At 62.6% G+C, this 13,825-nt stretch carries 25 protein-coding genes and 1 pseudogene; 5 read left to right on the top strand and 21 right to left on the bottom strand.

Features of this window, described 5'->3' with window-relative positions:
- Positions 1-54: 54 nt before the first annotated feature.
- Complete coding sequence (locus ACGLHR_RS47020) at positions 55-1,155, bottom strand: hypothetical protein (RefSeq protein WP_400102625.1); 1,101 nt, start codon at positions 1,153-1,155, stop codon at positions 55-57.
- A complete protein-coding gene (locus ACGLHR_RS47015; RefSeq protein WP_400102624.1) occupies positions 1,121-1,348 on the bottom strand; it encodes a DUF4224 domain-containing protein in 228 nt (75 codons plus the stop codon). Before ACGLHR_RS47015 ends, ACGLHR_RS47020 begins: the two co-directional genes overlap by 35 nt.
- Before the next feature lie 196 nt (positions 1,349-1,544).
- On the opposite strand from ACGLHR_RS47015, the gene ACGLHR_RS47010 reads away from it, so the two are divergent.
- Positions 1,545-1,814 (top strand): hypothetical protein, encoded by a 270-nt coding sequence (locus ACGLHR_RS47010; protein ID WP_400102623.1) that lies wholly within the window; start codon positions 1,545-1,547, stop codon positions 1,812-1,814.
- Between the two features lie 74 nt (positions 1,815-1,888).
- On the opposite strand, the gene ACGLHR_RS47005 is transcribed toward ACGLHR_RS47010, so the two are convergent.
- A complete protein-coding gene (locus ACGLHR_RS47005; protein WP_400102622.1) occupies positions 1,889-2,605 on the bottom strand; it encodes a hypothetical protein in 717 nt (238 codons plus the stop codon).
- A gap of 152 nt (positions 2,606-2,757) precedes the next feature.
- On the opposite strand from ACGLHR_RS47005, the gene ACGLHR_RS47000 reads away from it, so the two are divergent.
- Positions 2,758-2,970, top strand: coding sequence for a hypothetical protein (locus ACGLHR_RS47000; protein ID WP_400102621.1), 213 nt, complete (start codon positions 2,758-2,760; stop codon positions 2,968-2,970).
- Positions 2,971-3,026: 56 nt separating this feature from the next.
- Here the strand turns inward: ACGLHR_RS47000 and ACGLHR_RS46995 are convergent, their stop codons facing one another.
- The 16 genes and pseudogenes from ACGLHR_RS46995 to ACGLHR_RS46920 all read right to left on the bottom strand — a co-directional run bounded on the left by ACGLHR_RS46995 (position 3,027) and on the right by ACGLHR_RS46920 (position 11,214).
- On the bottom strand, positions 3,027-3,275 hold the full coding sequence (locus ACGLHR_RS46995) for a hypothetical protein (RefSeq protein ID WP_400102620.1): 249 nt from the start codon (positions 3,273-3,275) through the stop codon (positions 3,027-3,029).
- Between the two features lie 3 nt (positions 3,276-3,278).
- Complete coding sequence (locus ACGLHR_RS46990) at positions 3,279-3,995, bottom strand: hypothetical protein (RefSeq protein WP_400102619.1); 717 nt, start codon at positions 3,993-3,995, stop codon at positions 3,279-3,281.
- A gap of 1 nt (position 3,996) precedes the next feature.
- A complete protein-coding gene (locus ACGLHR_RS46985) occupies positions 3,997-4,119 on the bottom strand; it encodes a hypothetical protein (protein ID WP_400102618.1) in 123 nt (40 codons plus the stop codon).
- Entirely contained in the window at positions 4,119-4,766 is a 648-nt protein-coding gene (locus tag ACGLHR_RS46980) for a hypothetical protein (protein WP_400102617.1), read from the bottom strand. The genes ACGLHR_RS46985 and ACGLHR_RS46980 overlap by 1 nt, the downstream gene beginning before the upstream one ends.
- On the bottom strand, positions 4,763-5,023 hold the full coding sequence (locus ACGLHR_RS46975; protein ID WP_400102626.1) for a DNA translocase FtsK: 261 nt from the start codon (positions 5,021-5,023) through the stop codon (positions 4,763-4,765). Before ACGLHR_RS46975 ends, ACGLHR_RS46980 begins: the two co-directional genes overlap by 4 nt.
- Positions 5,024-5,911 (bottom strand): annotated as a pseudogene (locus ACGLHR_RS46970) (recombination-associated protein RdgC); the annotation flags it as partial.
- Between the two features lie 16 nt (positions 5,912-5,927).
- The gene (locus tag ACGLHR_RS46965; protein WP_400102616.1) at positions 5,928-6,560 is read right to left on the bottom strand and encodes a lambda exonuclease family protein; all 633 of its coding nucleotides are present in this window, start codon (positions 6,558-6,560) and stop codon (positions 5,928-5,930) included.
- On the bottom strand, positions 6,557-7,207 hold the full coding sequence (locus ACGLHR_RS46960) for an ERF family protein (protein WP_400102615.1): 651 nt from the start codon (positions 7,205-7,207) through the stop codon (positions 6,557-6,559). The genes ACGLHR_RS46965 and ACGLHR_RS46960 overlap by 4 nt, the downstream gene beginning before the upstream one ends.
- Complete coding sequence (locus tag ACGLHR_RS46955) at positions 7,204-8,508, bottom strand: hypothetical protein (protein WP_400102614.1); 1,305 nt, start codon at positions 8,506-8,508, stop codon at positions 7,204-7,206. The genes ACGLHR_RS46960 and ACGLHR_RS46955 overlap by 4 nt, the downstream gene beginning before the upstream one ends.
- A gap of 117 nt (positions 8,509-8,625) precedes the next feature.
- Positions 8,626-8,772, bottom strand: a complete 147-nt coding sequence (locus ACGLHR_RS46950) for a hypothetical protein (RefSeq protein ID WP_400102613.1) — start codon at positions 8,770-8,772, stop codon at positions 8,626-8,628.
- Positions 8,769-9,422 (bottom strand): hypothetical protein, encoded by a 654-nt coding sequence (locus ACGLHR_RS46945; protein WP_400102612.1) that lies wholly within the window; start codon positions 9,420-9,422, stop codon positions 8,769-8,771. The genes ACGLHR_RS46950 and ACGLHR_RS46945 overlap by 4 nt, the downstream gene beginning before the upstream one ends.
- Positions 9,419-9,601, bottom strand: coding sequence for a hypothetical protein (locus ACGLHR_RS46940; RefSeq protein ID WP_400102611.1), 183 nt, complete (start codon positions 9,599-9,601; stop codon positions 9,419-9,421). Before ACGLHR_RS46940 ends, ACGLHR_RS46945 begins: the two co-directional genes overlap by 4 nt.
- Positions 9,598-9,978 carry a hypothetical protein gene (locus tag ACGLHR_RS46935; RefSeq protein ID WP_400102610.1) on the bottom strand — a complete coding sequence of 127 codons (381 nt, stop codon included), beginning with the start codon at positions 9,976-9,978 and terminating at the stop codon, positions 9,598-9,600. The genes ACGLHR_RS46940 and ACGLHR_RS46935 overlap by 4 nt, the downstream gene beginning before the upstream one ends.
- The gene (locus tag ACGLHR_RS46930; protein ID WP_400102609.1) at positions 9,975-10,253 is read right to left on the bottom strand and encodes a hypothetical protein; all 279 of its coding nucleotides are present in this window, start codon (positions 10,251-10,253) and stop codon (positions 9,975-9,977) included. Before ACGLHR_RS46930 ends, ACGLHR_RS46935 begins: the two co-directional genes overlap by 4 nt.
- 10 nt (positions 10,254-10,263) lie before the next feature.
- Positions 10,264-10,962, bottom strand: coding sequence for a hypothetical protein (locus tag ACGLHR_RS46925; protein WP_400102608.1), 699 nt, complete (start codon positions 10,960-10,962; stop codon positions 10,264-10,266).
- Between the two features lie 48 nt (positions 10,963-11,010).
- A complete protein-coding gene (locus ACGLHR_RS46920) occupies positions 11,011-11,214 on the bottom strand; it encodes a hypothetical protein (protein ID WP_400102607.1) in 204 nt (67 codons plus the stop codon).
- Positions 11,215-11,435: 221 nt separating this feature from the next.
- Between ACGLHR_RS46920 and ACGLHR_RS46915 the strand changes: the two genes are divergently transcribed.
- Complete coding sequence (locus tag ACGLHR_RS46915) at positions 11,436-11,639, top strand: hypothetical protein (RefSeq protein WP_400102606.1); 204 nt, start codon at positions 11,436-11,438, stop codon at positions 11,637-11,639.
- A 134-nt stretch (positions 11,640-11,773) separates the two neighbouring features.
- Here ACGLHR_RS46915 and ACGLHR_RS46910 read toward each other — a convergent pair whose 3' ends face one another.
- A complete protein-coding gene (locus ACGLHR_RS46910; RefSeq protein ID WP_318232988.1) occupies positions 11,774-12,187 on the bottom strand; it encodes a PH domain-containing protein in 414 nt (137 codons plus the stop codon).
- A 131-nt stretch (positions 12,188-12,318) separates the two neighbouring features.
- Entirely contained in the window at positions 12,319-13,101 is a 783-nt protein-coding gene (locus ACGLHR_RS46905; RefSeq protein WP_400102605.1) for a helix-turn-helix transcriptional regulator, read from the bottom strand.
- A gap of 93 nt (positions 13,102-13,194) precedes the next feature.
- Here ACGLHR_RS46905 and ACGLHR_RS46900 point away from each other — a divergent pair, with 93 nt between their 5' ends.
- Together ACGLHR_RS46900 and ACGLHR_RS46895 are read left to right on the top strand one after the other, a co-directional pair.
- Positions 13,195-13,500 carry a helix-turn-helix domain-containing protein gene (locus tag ACGLHR_RS46900; protein WP_318232986.1) on the top strand — a complete coding sequence of 102 codons (306 nt, stop codon included), beginning with the start codon at positions 13,195-13,197 and terminating at the stop codon, positions 13,498-13,500.
- 109 nt (positions 13,501-13,609) lie between these two features.
- Positions 13,610-13,774, top strand: coding sequence for a hypothetical protein (locus tag ACGLHR_RS46895; protein ID WP_400102604.1), 165 nt, complete (start codon positions 13,610-13,612; stop codon positions 13,772-13,774).
- The last annotated feature ends 51 nt before the right edge of the window (positions 13,775-13,825 follow it).

The raw sequence follows: 13,825 nt of genomic DNA, 5'->3' as shown, positions 1-13,825 counted from the left end.
CGCAAACCGGCCGCGAACCCAGTCACGACCTGATGTTTTGAATCACGCTTCACCTCAACTCCGACGAGCTCCTAGGGCGGAGAAATACTCCGGGTGGTCCGTGATGGAGTAGTCTGGCGCCGCTTGGCCGGTTACCGCCCACCGCTCGCGCCGGCGCGCGGCGGCGTGCTCGCGGGCCACCTTCAGGGCGACGGCCGCCTTCGGATCGAACGACGCGATCCAGTCCCACATCGCATCCTGCCAGACCGACCCCCAGCCGCTCTTGCTGTAAGGCTGGCCCTTGCGGTTCGGGAACAGGTACAGGCTCTTCACCACCACCTTCTTTGCTGGGGTAGCCACCACCGTCTGTTGGGCTCGCTTGACCACCGCCCGCAGGCGAGGGGACCAATCCCGCACCTTGACCACCACGGCCTCGCTCTTCTTGCGCTTGGCGCCGATCACCCGGACGCCATCATCCGACAGGCCGGACAGGTGATACGGCCGGACCTCCGCGGCACGGAAGCCCGTCAGGTACGTGAACATCGCGGCGCATCCCATGGTGCGGTAGGCCTGGCCTTGGCGGAGTGACCACAGGTAGAAGCGCACCACCTGGCTACGCGACACCACTCGGACGTCCTTGTCCGCCTGGTTCAGCATCATCCCTACGAAGGGATTGGTCTTGATAAGCCCCCAACGTACGGCGAAGTTGCAGATTGTCGACATCAAGGACAGCTCCTTGTTGGCCTTGATTGGGGCGCCGCTCTTGGCGCGCGCATCGAGGAACTGATACCCATGCACAGTCTCGAGCGTGGCCGGCGCCATCTTGCCGAAGAATCGGGCCAGGTTCTCACAGGCACTGTCGCGCACGGCCTTGCCATCCTTGGATTGGTCAAGGTAGTGGGTTGGTGCAACATCCGTCTTGAAACGGTCGATCAGTTCCGCAACGGACCCGGCAACCACCTGGCCAACCTGGATGTCGAGCGCTTTGCGTTTGGCGACCTTCTCTGCATCAGAGATTGCCTTCCGGTCGCCAAGGGGGGCCGAGGCAAGTGTCTCGCTCTTGCCGTCCGGGTACTTGTAATAGAACGATACCTTCTTGGCGCCGATGTACTTCACCAGCCGGTCGACGCCTGTGGCTTCCCTATGCGAAGGCTTGGAGGTTCGGCGCGCTTTCATATTTTGCTGGACCCTTTGTTTCTTCGATCCCTAGTTTTCGGTTGTAGTAGGCCCTGGCTACCTTGGGCAAACCGTTTTTGTCCATCACATAGCGCCAGCGGTGGCGGTCTAGCCATTTCACCATCTCGTGGCGCTGATTGGCCTTGCAGCCAACCAGTTCGGCTAGTTGAGTTGCTGTGAGGAAATCACTCATCTTTCCCTCCGATTCGCCAAGCATGGCGCGTCAATTCGATGATTCGTTGTGCTGCTGCTTCCACTGCTTTCCTGTTTCTACTCACTACATGGGTAAATGCGCTTTACCCATGTGATTGCTATGAGTCCCACCGCACCGTTCCTGACGGAGCTCGTGCATATCTTCTGCAGGTCGCACCAAATGGCGAGATGCGGAAATGACTCGATTGTTTGCCTACCGTGGATTCGAAGTGATGGCCTTCGCCCAGCAGAGCTTCACCACGCTGTGGGTTGCGACCTATGACGCCTATCCATCCACGGAGAGCGAATTGGAGGGTGCCGACGATATGCTGTATTGCCGATTTCTCTGTGACGGCCGGAAGCACAGGCTCGTCGATAGCGCGGAAGAGGCGACGGAGCAGGCGGCGGAAGTTGCTCGTGCCGCCATCGACACGAAACTGTTCATCGCTTCGCTGCGGAAAGCGTAGGGTTGGGGCGCGGTGGCACAGGTCGGCTTGTGAGGAGTTCGAGATGGCTGAGAATGGAAACGAGGGCAAGCGCTTCATGCTTCGATCCTCCTGAATTCCACCACCCACACCCAAGGGTTCGCGGTCCACGCATCGGCGCCGTTGATGTGGTCCCAGAGCTGCTGGTACCGCTTCACATGCGTGTCGCAGTGCGCGCAGTCGGTGTCTGGCAGCACGCCCCCGCTAGGGCTGATCGCGTCGTAGAGGCGGGTGCCGCCGCACCATCGGCAAATCAGATGGTCCGGATCCTCGCGCTCGGAGTCCACGGGCTCGACGCCCTCTGCCTGGGCATCCGCCTCGCTGCAGTCGTTCAGCCGCTCGACGCGCACGGCGGTCACCTCGAGCTGGATGCGCGACAGCGCGCGCGGCATGTGGATGCTAGGCCTCCAGGTGATGGCCTCGGCCGGGGGCAGGTTCTCGTACTTGCCAAGCACGTCGCCTGTATAGTCCGCGCGGTAGAACGTGGGGCCCGGGTCCAACGGGACCGGCTGCGCCCAGGTCTCGCGCACGTACAGGCGGTCGCCGGGCTGGCCATAGGGGCAGTAGCGCGGCGAGAGAGGGTTCTTCACGTCGTCACGCCAGCGATCAAACGTACCTGCCGTGACGTTCTTGCCGGGGATCGGCCATGACCAGTCCCAGTCGTCGAGGCCATATATCGGCTGCGGCTTGACCACGCGCCGCGTCTGCGTCTTCCGACCGTCCAGGATGGCGCGCACCATGGCGCCGCTGAAGAGGATAGGGCGTTCTTTCATGCTGCGGTCCTCCCAATTGCTGTCCCACTTACGAGGGGAATGCAGAGTCGGCGTCCAGGCTTCACGGCGTGGCGTTGCATGCTAGGCTGTATTAAGTGGCCATTTAAATTGCAACGTAGCGTCCTCGGGCGCCGATAGGAGGAACGTTCCCCATGTCCATCGAAAAGTACCGAGGTTACGTAATTGAGGGCTTTGCAAAGCCGTTGGGAAGCGGAGAATTTACTGCCCTGGGGCGCGTGAGTATGGACCGCCGCGTGATTGAGGAGTCCGATGCGCTTGGGCTCTACACGACGCGCGAGGAAGCCCAGCGCCACGGGATCCTGTGGGCTCAGAAGTACGTTGATCGCCTGGATGGCTCGCATTGAGCGTATATCGGCGCTGGCGCGCACCATGGCGCCGCTGAAAAGAATCGGTCTTTCCTTCATGCTGATGGCTCCAACAGTTCAACGGCTGCAGCCATGATCTGGCCGATCTCCATCCCGGTCATGCCAGGGTCGGAGCAGATTTCCTTTGCGGTCATGAGGACGTCCTTGCCCTTGCGCGCCGCGATCTTCTGCAGGGCGCCGCCTAGCTCGGCCATGCGCTCCTTGTAGTGCTCGCCGAGCAGGTGCTGTACGGTGTCGCGCGTCTCGTATAGCTTCGCGGCGGTCTGGATGGCTTGCTGGGTCATGTCTCAGTCCTCCTGCTTGGGGGATGCGGGAGCGGCGGCGAAATGGCCGATGCGATCCAGCATGGTGCGTTCGGAGGGGCTGATGTTGACGCCCTCCAGAAACGCGGCGCGCTGTACTGCACGCAGGTCGATGCCCTGGTTCATGCCGGTCGAGGCGATGTAGTAGGCCAGCTCGAAGGCATGGCTTGCCAGCCACTTCGGGTTTGCGTTGCCATCGACAAGGCGCGCAAACCAGTGCAGCAGCTCATGCACGCGCTCGTGCTGCTTGTCTGGGATGCCGCCGATTTCCTCCGGCTTCAATCCGGCGCCGCGCAGGGCTGCGACCTTTTCCGGCGTGAGGCCGAAGCTGCCGGCCTTCGCGCTGGCGCTATCAGCCTTCGACTCGTTCCAGCCGGCGTCATACCAGGCTTTTGAGATGGCGCTCGGAGCGGCTTGCGGCTGGGTAGCGTAGACCGGCAAGGATATGCCGCACATGCTATTCCGCGCCCTGTGCAAAGCCACCGCAGTTATGGGCTTCGCGAGATCGTCAGGGTTGATGTATCCGATAGCCACCGCCTCGCCTTGCGGTTGCTGCGCCAGAGCGGCGCGAATGGCATCTGCGAAGCGCCCGAGGGCGGCATCCCATGTGTTGGTACCAGGCGTAGCACCCAGCAGCCCGCAGTCGCGCGCCAGCGTCCAATCTTTGGCCCGGCACTGCGCGGGTTTGGTGGATTCACTCATATCAATCTTCCTCATTCAGTTCATCGGCCATCTTCTTGAGCAGCCGGTATTGGGCGTAGGCACCGATCACCAGGCAGATAAACATGCCGGCGATGGTGACGATGAGGGCGGTGTGGTGGTTCATTACTTGGTCCACCCCATCATTCCGACCTGCGGGACCGCGCGTGTATCGCGGTAGTGTTCCGGCCGGACTGGCTCTGCGTGATGTTGCGGCGGCACCTTCAGCCACACCGTCGCGGCATCTGGCCGGATCAGATTTCCGCGCTTCTCCGCATAGCGCAGCCGTGCGCGCAGGTTCTGCCGAGCGCAGTACTCGGGATCCTTTCGCATCCGCCGCGAGAAGGCGCGGTTGATCTCTTTCCGACTCTTGCGCTTTGGTGTGGGCGCATCCGGTCCCGCGCCGAGCGCCCAGCGGATGACGTTCGGGGCGTGGGCGCGCACATCGAAGCCACCGATGCGTACCTCGGTTCCATGGCGCAGCCGCATCTGCTTCTGGACCGCGTGCGGTGTAACCTTCAACAGCGCAGCCAGTTCGCTGGACGTCATCTTCTTGCTGTCTGCCAGGGCGTGCTTGACGCCCTCCCAAACCGGCGAGAAGCTGGGCCGACGGCACTCGCGCGGGCCGAGGCCCATGTCATAGCCGTGCTTCAGGACGGCAGCGGCCGATCGGGTCGGGAGGAGGATGGCAATCGCCTTGGTCGGCTCGCCGTTGCCCCAGTGCTTGCGCAGCAGCGCTTCCTCTTCAGGGCTCCAGGGGTTCCAGGCCGTCATGCTGGCGCTCCCGCAAGTACCCGGCGGTTGCCGTCTGAACTCATGGGCGACACGACGCTGGATTCCTCCATCTGCTCGAGCAGGCGCGCGGCGCGGTTGTAGCCGATACGCAAGTGGCGCTGCACGAGGGAGATGCTGGCCCGCTTGTTCTTCTGCACGATCTCCACCGCCTGCGGGTAGAGCGGGTCGACATCGCCCTGATTCGGAGACTCGGCATCCTCGGCTGCGGATACGAGATCGTCCGGCGCCTCTGGCACCTGCTCGCCGCCAAGCGCATCAACCAGGTCGGCCAGCAGGCGCGCCAGCTCGCCGGTCATCAGCAGGAAGTCGCTGTCGAAGGCCTCGTCTGCGCCTCTTTCACCGGCCGGCGCGGTTTCCTTCAGCACATCCAGTGGCGCCACGCGCTTGATAACCAAGCCATCGGTAAGTACCAAGGAAACGCGGTCGTTCCAGGTCATTGCCAGGAGGGTGCAGCGCTTGCCGGCCGCGATGTGGCGCGCCACGTCTTCGGTGTCCGGGGTCTGGTTGGCGATGCGGATGCTGGCACGGCTCTCGCCAGAGGACTGCAGCACCGTGTCCTGATCGATGGTGAAGCCGGCCGGGGCCTCGTCGGTGGCAAGCCAGTCCGTCATGGCGGCCACGGGCGAATTCTTGACACGCAAGTGCGCCACGTCCAGGCCATCGATCGCCCGGAACAACTCGCCGAGCACCGCATCGACCTTCGCTCCGACAGCAGCGTCCACCACCAGCCAGCCGTTCACCGGATCGATCCAGACGTGCGTCATGCTGCGGATATTGAACGCCTTGGGCATCAGTTCGTCGGTGACGGCATCCTTGAGTTCGCGCATTTGCTTCCGGCCGGGCCTGAAGCCTTGTTGCTCTTCAAGCTCGGCGGCGCGCACCTTCACGAAGTCACGGACGACCGAGCCCGGCAACAGTTTCTTCTCGGTGGCCAGGGCGATCAGCAGCTGCCCGTTGACGCTGTGCACCAGATCTCCGCCGTCGCGTGGCGGGGCCCAGCCCTGGGACTGCATCTGCAGGTCGCCGCACGGCACGAAGGCGTGCTTGGCTAGGGCCTGGGCCAGTGCGTCGGCGCTCAAGTCGAAAGCCGCGAGGCGGAGGATGGTCAGATTCTTGAACCACATATCTTTTCTCGGTATGTTAGGCGGCCAGCTTGCGCAGCTCGGCGACGTTGCGTTGAACCAGCTTTTCGAACTCCCACAGGTCTTCCACCATCGAGTCGATGTAGTCGTCATCGCGTTGGATGCGCCAGCGGAAGAAGTCCTTGATGGGCTTGAGTGCAGGGCAGTAGACGCAGAAATCCCAATACTTCCGGCCCGAGAGCCAGAGATTCCCTTGCACCTGGTCCATGTACTTCGCAAGGTCATGCTCGATCAGCGTCGTGCGCAGCTCATCGGGCGAGACCAGGCACTTGTATTCCGCGCCGCCGTCCTCGCCAATCCAGCCGTCGGCACTTGCGCCGAAGAGGCGGTCGTCGGTCAGGACCATGCCGACCGGCTGCACGTAGACGCCGATATCGGCCTGGTGGGCGATGCGCGCGTCAGGCTCCAGTTCGTGGCCGCGGCGCATCTGCCACGTCTCGTGGCCTTCGTGCAAGGGCTCGCCGCTGATCCGCTCGATGGCCGTGCCGAATGCCAGCTTCAGCGCGGTATCCGACCAGTCATCACCGCCGCGCTTGCGCGAGCGGGCAATGCGGAAGTTGCTGGCAGTTGTCACGCCAGCACGAGTCGCCAGCCATGTATCGCTGCCCTGGGCGCAGTTGATGACTATCACGCTGCCCCCCGGAGTTCTTGAGTGCGCTGGGTGTAGTAGTCGTTGAAGCGGGCCCGGTCATCCTTTTCGAGGCCGGACATGATTTTGCTGAGCTCGCCGATGGTCTTGGCGTCGCGCATGCCGGTGTGCACCTCGGCGGGCACGGGCGACTGGCCAGCGCCCGCGTCCGGATCGCTGCTTTCGTCCAGGTCCGCGTCGCCTGCAACGTTCAGCATGGCGGTCACAATGTAGCGGCGCAGGATCGTGATCGATGCCCCGAAGCTCTTGATGTCAGCGTCACCGCGAAGGAGACTCAGCGACGACTCGACGCGGGCCGCAGACTTGTGAGCGATGATCGTGCGGATGTGCGTGCCACCATTGGGTTTGTCCGTGACGATCTGCATGAGAGCCAGGGCGTGCTTAGACAGGGCGGGGGTGGTCTTGTCCCGGATTTCCTGCATGTCGGCATAGTCGAAGGTGTACGGACTCTTGCGCGGATCTTCAGGGTGGATGTACGCGGTGCGGTTCTTCGCAATGGGCAGGAACTCCCCTTGCGCGGTGGCCAGTGCTTCGAACAGTTGCCCGAGGCTTTCCGGGGTCGGGCCTGCGATCAGGTTCACATCCAGATGCTGCGCCGCCTGGACGGCGATTTGCTCGGGGCTGTTCATTGCTGCTCTCCGGTGGTGGCGGTGATCGCGGCGTTGATGCGCGCGGCCAGGTCGATATCGCCGACGTGCGGGAGGGCTTCGATCAGCAGAGCCAGCAGGGTGCCGGCCTGCTCGCGCACGCGCTGGGCGGCGGCTTCGATGGCTTCCTGTTCGCGCTGGCGGGCGGCGGCGGCTTCGCGCTCGCGCTGCTCTTCGGCGGCGCGGGCAACTGCCTCGCGCTTCGCTTCCGCGGCTCGCTCGTCGGCCTGACGCGTTTCCTCGGCCGCGCGCTCGTCGTCGATGCGGCGCTGTTCGGCATCCTTGGCGTCCTGCTGGCGCTTGGCTTCTGCGTCGCGCAGCTGCTGCAGTTCGGCTTGGTCAGCGGCGCGCTGGCGCTCCTGCTCTTCCTTCTCGCGGGCGGCGTCCAGCATGGTGTTCAGGTTGCCCAAGGCCGATTGGATCGCGGCGCCGGCCTCGGCCTGAAACTCGCCGAAGTCGTCAGCAGCCTCCTGGGCGAGGGAATCAATGCGCTGCTGGATCTGGCGCGCGCCCAGCCCGATGCAGGTCGACGCGGCCAGTTCGATGGCGTGGATGCGGTCCTTGATGCGGGCCACGCGCTTGCGCTCGGCCTCGGCCTTGGCTTCCTCGGCGCGGCGAGCGGCGGCTTCGGCTTCCTGCTGTGCCTTCATGGCGGCCAGTTCCTCGCGAGCCTTGGCGTTCTCCAGGTGCACGCGCAGCGTGGCGAGGGCGGTGGCGACTGCTTCCTTGGCTTGGTCGGCGTATTCCTCCCACTCGCGCTGACCCAGATAGGCGAACGATTCCAGGTCGCTGATGGCCGCGGTCACGTCCACGACAGGGGCAGAGAGGTAGTCGCGGGGCAGCATGGCGATGGCGTTCAGGCAAGCCTGGTGCGCGCCGATGCGGGCGCTCTCGGCACGGGCCTTCTCGATGCGCTCTTCGTCCTTGCGTTTCTGCTCGGCGTCGACCAGTTCCTTGACCGGCTGCTCGATCGCCTTTACCGACGCCAGGATCTCTTCCTTCTTGTCCCGGATGCGCTTCTGCATGGCCAGGACCGGGCGATTCCAGTTGGTGTAGGCCTCTTCGGTGGAGGTGCGCGTGCTGACGCAGCGCTGCACGAACTCGCGGGCCGCCTTGTTGCCCGCTGTGGTCTTCACGTCGAACGGCGTGGCAGCCGCCGCGCGTAACTCGGCAAGGCCTGCCTCGATGGCGTCATAGACGACGAGGCCGGCGGCCGGCTTGGCTTGGGCGCCGGGCGCTTCAGGAGCGACCGCGTCCAGGACTTCGGTTTCAGGGAATTCCATGATTGGCTTTTCAGTGGATGCGGATAAGTTCAGGCTCGCCATCAACCCAGCGGCCGGTGAGACGGAAGCCTTCGGCGCGCTTGCTGCGCACCCAAGCGTCCCAGGTCATGTCGTCGTTCATGTCGAATGCCCCGGGAGAATCGAGATAGCGGTGTTGTCGCCCACGGCTGCGTAAAGCAGCACGATTGCGAGGGTCAAGAGCGCAGCGAACACCCAGGGGTGGTTGCGCTCGAAGCGGCAGAGGAAGTCGTCGTCGCGGTTCATGCCGGCACTCCGGCGGCGGCTTCCACTTTGGCTGCGTCGTACTTGCGGATGGCCCAGGCGATGGCGTACAGGTTCCAGATGAAGTGAAACGTGTATTCCTCGCAGTTCCACTCCCAGCAGTCCTCGAAGAGGCGGGGGTGGTCCCGGTCGTGGAAGTCATTGAGCTTGTGAAAGGCGTCACTAGAATCGCCGTCGCAGATGCACTCAAGGATGTCAGCGCGGACCGAATCCCACATTTCCCGGCGCTTGTCATGGGCCACGTAGCGGTCGCGGCAGTATTCACGGAACCGCTCCACCACGCGACGCTTGAAGATGTCGGCGCAGAACGTTTGCGCGCGGCCCTTGCCGTAGCCGTCGCTGCTCACCGCTTGGAGCTTCTCGCACCAGTAGCCTTTGTTGATGTATAGCCGCGCAGGGTCGCCGCGGTCGTCCGTGCGGAAGAACTGGAACATGTCATCCAGCCTGGAAAACACGTAGGTGCCGCAGTCGCCTCGGATGCACAGTGCGCCCGGCCACGTCAGGATCTCGAACCAGTACGAACTGCAGCCCGGCTGGCGGAACTTGATGTGCCGGTCGATGCCGTCATCGCGGACCACGGTCATCACGTGGCTGGCTACGTCGCGCTCGAAGCGCTTTTGATCGCATGTCACGATTGCTCCTTGGCTTTGGCGAGAACAGCCTTCGCCGTGCGATGCAGGTCTGTCGTTTCGAGGTTTTCACCACGCATGTAGTCGACGTCGATGTAACGCTGGATTACCGCCGCCATTTCGCCGACTAGGTTGTCGTGCAACGCCGCGCGCTCGATGGCGCATTCCTGGGCGCGGGTCATCGCTGGACTCCGGTAGCCTTGGCGATGACGGCCTCGCGTTCATGGGCACGGGTAGTACCGTCGCTGTCATTGCCGCCCAGGATGTTCCTGGCAGCCCACTCCGATTTCTGATCGGGCGTCATGATTGCCAGTGCATTGCGGATGAAAGTGTGGGCAAGCCTCAACTCGTGCAGCAGGTCCGGCGCGGCGGCGATCAACTGAGCGTTCGCCTCCTGCTTGCTGCCGGGGAAGTCGCACAGGTACAGTCCGGCAATGGACTCGCCATCGTGCCTGCGCGTGCCAACGGGGCGGATCTCCGCATAGTCGCGGGCAGTTGCGGGGTCCGCGTGGTCGTGAAACACAGCCCAAGGGCCCGGGGTGAATCTGTGCTGGTTCATACCGGCACTCCGTAGGCGAAACGACGTTCTTCGCGCTGGCGATCAGTTGCCTCGCTTTCTTCGTAGGCCTCGTTGTCCAGATGGGCGTCCAGCGCCAGCCCGGCGATTTCCTCCAGGTCGTGAAGGTGGGTGACATCCACACCCGAGTCGGTGATGGTGTCCACGTAGAAGGCCTCAGGCTCGCCGGGCTGCTCGAGCGTGGCGTCATAGCCGCCGCAGTAGCTGCCGGACACCTGCAGGGTGGTGCCGTTGTGATTGATGGATACGGTGGTCATGGTGAGTGCCTCAGTCCAGACCGTAGAAGCGAATGCTGACGACGTGCTCGCCTGTGGCCTCATCCCGACGAGGGAGGCTCATAGACGGGCTGCGGTAGGAACTGATCGCCTGGAGGGATGCACGAGCACGCTCCACAACAGCTGCGCAATCGCGGCCGCGGAAGGTGTGCATGCCGCCGGTGCCGATCGAGCGATAGGAAATCCTCACGGCCACGGCGCGCGCGGCTTCGTTCACCGCCGCTTGCGCTTGATCGCGCTCGGCGCTCTCGCGCGCCGCCGCCATCAGTTGGTGATGCAGAGCGGAGTACACAGCGAGCTGTACACTGTCGCGGTCGTGGCGGGCCATGCCGGCGCAATCCTGCAATTCAATGCTGAGGAAACTGCGAATGGCTGTGTCGCGCTCGGCGGGCGACATGTGGGCGAGGACCTGATGTGGAGTCATGGGGCGGACAACGTGGACGCCAGGCGCCATCACATGCGCAGGCCCACCGCCTTTCCCAGCCGTACCCGTCAGCACGTCAAAAATGCTGGCTGGACTAGCAGCCCGGGCCTTGGTGCTCGTGTCACCGCCCTCGGCGACCCAGCCCCAATAGCCAAATTCATCGGCAACGGACTCGATCATGGCATCGCACGCTGCGGCAGTATCGGCCTGCGCGACGAATGTCGTTCTGCTGCCATCCGTCTTTGTGACGCGGTATGTGACTTGCATCTTGCTCTCCATCGTTGTTTGCGCGGCGTGGCGGTGCGTGCGGGGGTGTTAGGCGACCTGGAACAGTTGGATTGCAGGCAGCGTCATCTCGACGCGCTCCATGCCGATGAACGAAGCGATCGCGGTGCCGGCGCCAAGAACATCAAGCAGAGGGCCGGTGTACGGCCGAATCGACTTCACGACTGCGGGGCGGTTGTGCGGGCCGACCGCCAGCTCGTCACCTGCTTGGATCTCATTGCCGTTCTTGAACATCGCTCTGCTCCCATCTAGTGAGACGCGCACGGTGGTGCGTCGATGGAGAGAATATTAGGCAATGCCATATTCATAGTCAAGAGGCAATGCCATATTTACCGGTGAGGCGTTGCCTAATTGCCGGTGCTGCTTGTGCGCTGGGATCGCGGCGCGTAAATGTTGCGTACAAACAACCGCTCGGTCGCCTACACTGGGCCGACATGCACTCCAAGGAGACCGCCATGGACCCGACAGACGTGATCGCAGCCTTCGAGCGCATGGCGCTGGGCGATGAGGATTTATCGGTGGATGGAGCGGTGGCCGGCTTGGCTGGCCTGATGGCGGACGAGCGGATGCCTGAGGAGGTATGGCTGGCGCTGCTGACGGTGGGAGCTACGCTCTACCGGGTGGGGCTTGAGCGGCGGATGAGGGCAGTAGGGGCGTAAAAAAGCCCACCGCGAGGGGTGGGCTCTGGATTGGTGGTGCTGGGCTTGGCTACGCGATAACGGACGTCAGGGTCTTGATAATTCGGCCGCCAGACTGATGGCCTGCTCCGATGGGCACTGCACCCAGACGGGATTCAGGTCTTCTCCTCGACGAGCTCGTTCACGGCTCGACGGAACTCGAGCGGTCGCGCGATATTCCGGATGGGCGCCTGAGGATTGCCGGCGCCCGAGATGATGACAGTGCCGTAATTGAACATGCGCCCGAAAAGGGATTGCTTCACCTGGACGCTTTCGACCTTGCCAAGGCGCATCTCGATCGTGTCACGGCGAATGAAGCCGACCTTTGCGACAACCTTGCGATTGGTGACGGCCAGTTCTGTGGACCAGATGGTGAGCCAGACGGCAGCGATGATCAGAAGCCCAAAACCGAAGACTGGTAAGGTGACGACCCCCAACAGCACGGCTGGCAGATACGGTATCCAGGACGTCTTTGCTTCCTTGACCACCGATTCGTCCGCACCCAGATTCTTGTTGACGTACGACCCCATATTGCCCTCCCAGGCTAGTTGTTTGGAATTCTTCTGTGTTCAATTCGGCTGCCAGGACCGAAGCCTCGCGGCCTATTGTCATTCCGCGCCGCCCGACACGATATAAGAGTGGTCGCGTTCTAAAAATCCGGTCAGAAATCGCCCATGCCAGAACGGTACTTGACGCGACCGATGACGCTGATGTGATCCACTTGGTCCGGCTGGACAGTGATTGGCTCGTAGCGGTCATGGTTGTCGCTAACGACCTTCAATCCGCCGTCAGGGAGCCGGAGAAGCCGCTTCACCAGCAGCTCGCCAGCATAGACCAAGGCGAACACCCCACCGTTCGCGGGCACGCGCTTGTCAGCCCTGTCCACAATGACGGTGTCGTCATCGAAAAGCCGCGGTTCCATGCTGTCGCCGTGGACCTTAACTGCGACCAGATTCTTCGGCTTGGCATCGAGGCGTCGGATGTAGTCCGCCTGAAACGGCAGCGGCTCCTTCTCCTCGATGTGCCAAGTCTCCCTCCCATTTCCCGCCGACAATTCCACATCAATCCTCGTTACGAGAACCGTCGACTCCTTTGGGAGTTCTTCCAGGCTCTCGTAGGTAACAATCGGCCGCACCGTTACGCCAGGAAGCGTCTTGGTAGCCGTTGGCGGTGGATTGTAAGCGGTTGCTACAGACCCCTCATTAAGTCTTGTTTCTATCTGATCTGCGTCGGATTTGGGATTGACGGGGCCAAAGTCTAGGCCCCAGTGCTCTGGGCCGACGACGTCAGAAAAGTAAGCGACAAGGTCGTTGATCCGCTCCTTGGCGATACGGCCGAACTTCACCCAGTCCTGAACGGATGCGGGCTTGACGCCCATTGCATCTGCAAGCGCCTTCTTCGAGACGCCCTTTTTTAGCCTGGCCTGCTCGATGGCAGCGCCCAATTTTTCACCAGTAAGCATTGCCTAATTTGACCCGTTTCTGATGAGATACGGCAATGCCTTGCAAAGATGAGGCATTGCCATATAATAGGCGCCATGAGCACAGAAACCACATCGGCGATTCAGAGGGCCAGCGAGATTGCAGGCGGCAAGGCCGCGCTTGCGCGCCTCGTCGGCGTCAAGCCTCCAACTGTACAGCAGTGGGCATCCGGGGCGCGTCCAGTTGCCATTGAGAGATGCGTGGCGATTGAGCAGGCCACGAAAGGCGCGGTCACCCGCAAGGCCCTGCGTCCAAACGATTGGCATTTGATCTGGCCGGAACTCGCTGCCGATAACGACGTGATCAAAGCCAGCGACGACGTGCAGCCACCTGTAGGTACGTCGGTGCGGAAGAAGCGATAAGCAGCGAATCGTTTTCAAAGGGCGCCCTGTGTTGGCGCCTTTATTTGGCGCCAGTGGCTACGTGGAACGCTACTGAGAACACCTAGAACAAGTGTTGGGGAGCGAACAGATGCAACGCGAGATGCCGTTTTTCGACGTAGTAGGAGAGCCGCAAATGGTTTCGGAGCAACTGATCGCCCGCCTGCGCCACGAGGCCGATGCCACGGTGTTGTGCTGGGCCAAACGCCGCGTGCGCTACAGCCTGAGCGCCCGAGTTCGACAGTTAGAAGTGTAAGTCTTTGATTTAATTGGGGCGGAGTGCAAAACGCTCCACTACAAGAGGGTC

This window comes from Cupriavidus sp. CuC1 (assembly GCF_044627735.1).
Taxonomy (GTDB): Bacteria; Pseudomonadota; Gammaproteobacteria; order Burkholderiales; family Burkholderiaceae; genus Cupriavidus; species Cupriavidus ulmosensis.
The sequence above is the reverse complement of the archived record's forward strand: the minus strand, read 5'-3'. Positions and strand labels throughout refer to the sequence as shown.

Excerpts from the sequence above, each read along its gene's own strand:
- ACGLHR_RS47020 (WP_400102625.1), bottom strand. The coding sequence starts at position 1,155 with ATGAAAGCGCGCCGAACCTCCAAGCCTTCGCATAGGGAAGCCACAGGC.
- ACGLHR_RS47015 (WP_400102624.1), bottom strand. The coding sequence starts at position 1,348 with ATGAGTGATTTCCTCACAGCAACTCAACTAGCCGAACTGGTTGGCTGC.
- ACGLHR_RS47010 (WP_400102623.1), top strand. The coding sequence starts at position 1,545 with ATGACTCGATTGTTTGCCTACCGTGGATTCGAAGTGATGGCCTTCGCC.
- ACGLHR_RS47005 (WP_400102622.1), bottom strand. The coding sequence starts at position 2,605 with ATGAAAGAACGCCCTATCCTCTTCAGCGGCGCCATGGTGCGCGCCATC.
- ACGLHR_RS47000 (WP_400102621.1), top strand. The coding sequence starts at position 2,758 with ATGTCCATCGAAAAGTACCGAGGTTACGTAATTGAGGGCTTTGCAAAG.
- ACGLHR_RS46995 (WP_400102620.1), bottom strand. The coding sequence starts at position 3,275 with ATGACCCAGCAAGCCATCCAGACCGCCGCGAAGCTATACGAGACGCGC.
- ACGLHR_RS46990 (WP_400102619.1), bottom strand. The coding sequence starts at position 3,995 with ATGAGTGAATCCACCAAACCCGCGCAGTGCCGGGCCAAAGATTGGACG.
- ACGLHR_RS46985 (WP_400102618.1), bottom strand. The coding sequence starts at position 4,119 with ATGAACCACCACACCGCCCTCATCGTCACCATCGCCGGCATGTTTATC.
- ACGLHR_RS46980 (WP_400102617.1), bottom strand. The coding sequence starts at position 4,766 with ATGACGGCCTGGAACCCCTGGAGCCCTGAAGAGGAAGCGCTGCTGCGC.
- ACGLHR_RS46960 (WP_400102615.1), bottom strand. The coding sequence starts at position 7,207 with ATGAACAGCCCCGAGCAAATCGCCGTCCAGGCGGCGCAGCATCTGGAT.
- ACGLHR_RS46955 (WP_400102614.1), bottom strand. The coding sequence starts at position 8,508 with ATGGAATTCCCTGAAACCGAAGTCCTGGACGCGGTCGCTCCTGAAGCG.
- ACGLHR_RS46950 (WP_400102613.1), bottom strand. The coding sequence starts at position 8,772 with ATGAACCGCGACGACGACTTCCTCTGCCGCTTCGAGCGCAACCACCCC.
- ACGLHR_RS46940 (WP_400102611.1), bottom strand. The coding sequence starts at position 9,601 with ATGACCCGCGCCCAGGAATGCGCCATCGAGCGCGCGGCGTTGCACGAC.
- ACGLHR_RS46935 (WP_400102610.1), bottom strand. The coding sequence starts at position 9,978 with ATGAACCAGCACAGATTCACCCCGGGCCCTTGGGCTGTGTTTCACGAC.
- ACGLHR_RS46930 (WP_400102609.1), bottom strand. The coding sequence starts at position 10,253 with ATGACCACCGTATCCATCAATCACAACGGCACCACCCTGCAGGTGTCC.
- ACGLHR_RS46925 (WP_400102608.1), bottom strand. The coding sequence starts at position 10,962 with ATGCAAGTCACATACCGCGTCACAAAGACGGATGGCAGCAGAACGACA.
- ACGLHR_RS46920 (WP_400102607.1), bottom strand. The coding sequence starts at position 11,214 with ATGTTCAAGAACGGCAATGAGATCCAAGCAGGTGACGAGCTGGCGGTC.
- ACGLHR_RS46915 (WP_400102606.1), top strand. The coding sequence starts at position 11,436 with ATGGACCCGACAGACGTGATCGCAGCCTTCGAGCGCATGGCGCTGGGC.
- ACGLHR_RS46910 (WP_318232988.1), bottom strand. The coding sequence starts at position 12,187 with ATGGGGTCGTACGTCAACAAGAATCTGGGTGCGGACGAATCGGTGGTC.
- ACGLHR_RS46900 (WP_318232986.1), top strand. The coding sequence starts at position 13,195 with ATGAGCACAGAAACCACATCGGCGATTCAGAGGGCCAGCGAGATTGCA.
- ACGLHR_RS46895 (WP_400102604.1), top strand. The coding sequence starts at position 13,610 with ATGCAACGCGAGATGCCGTTTTTCGACGTAGTAGGAGAGCCGCAAATG.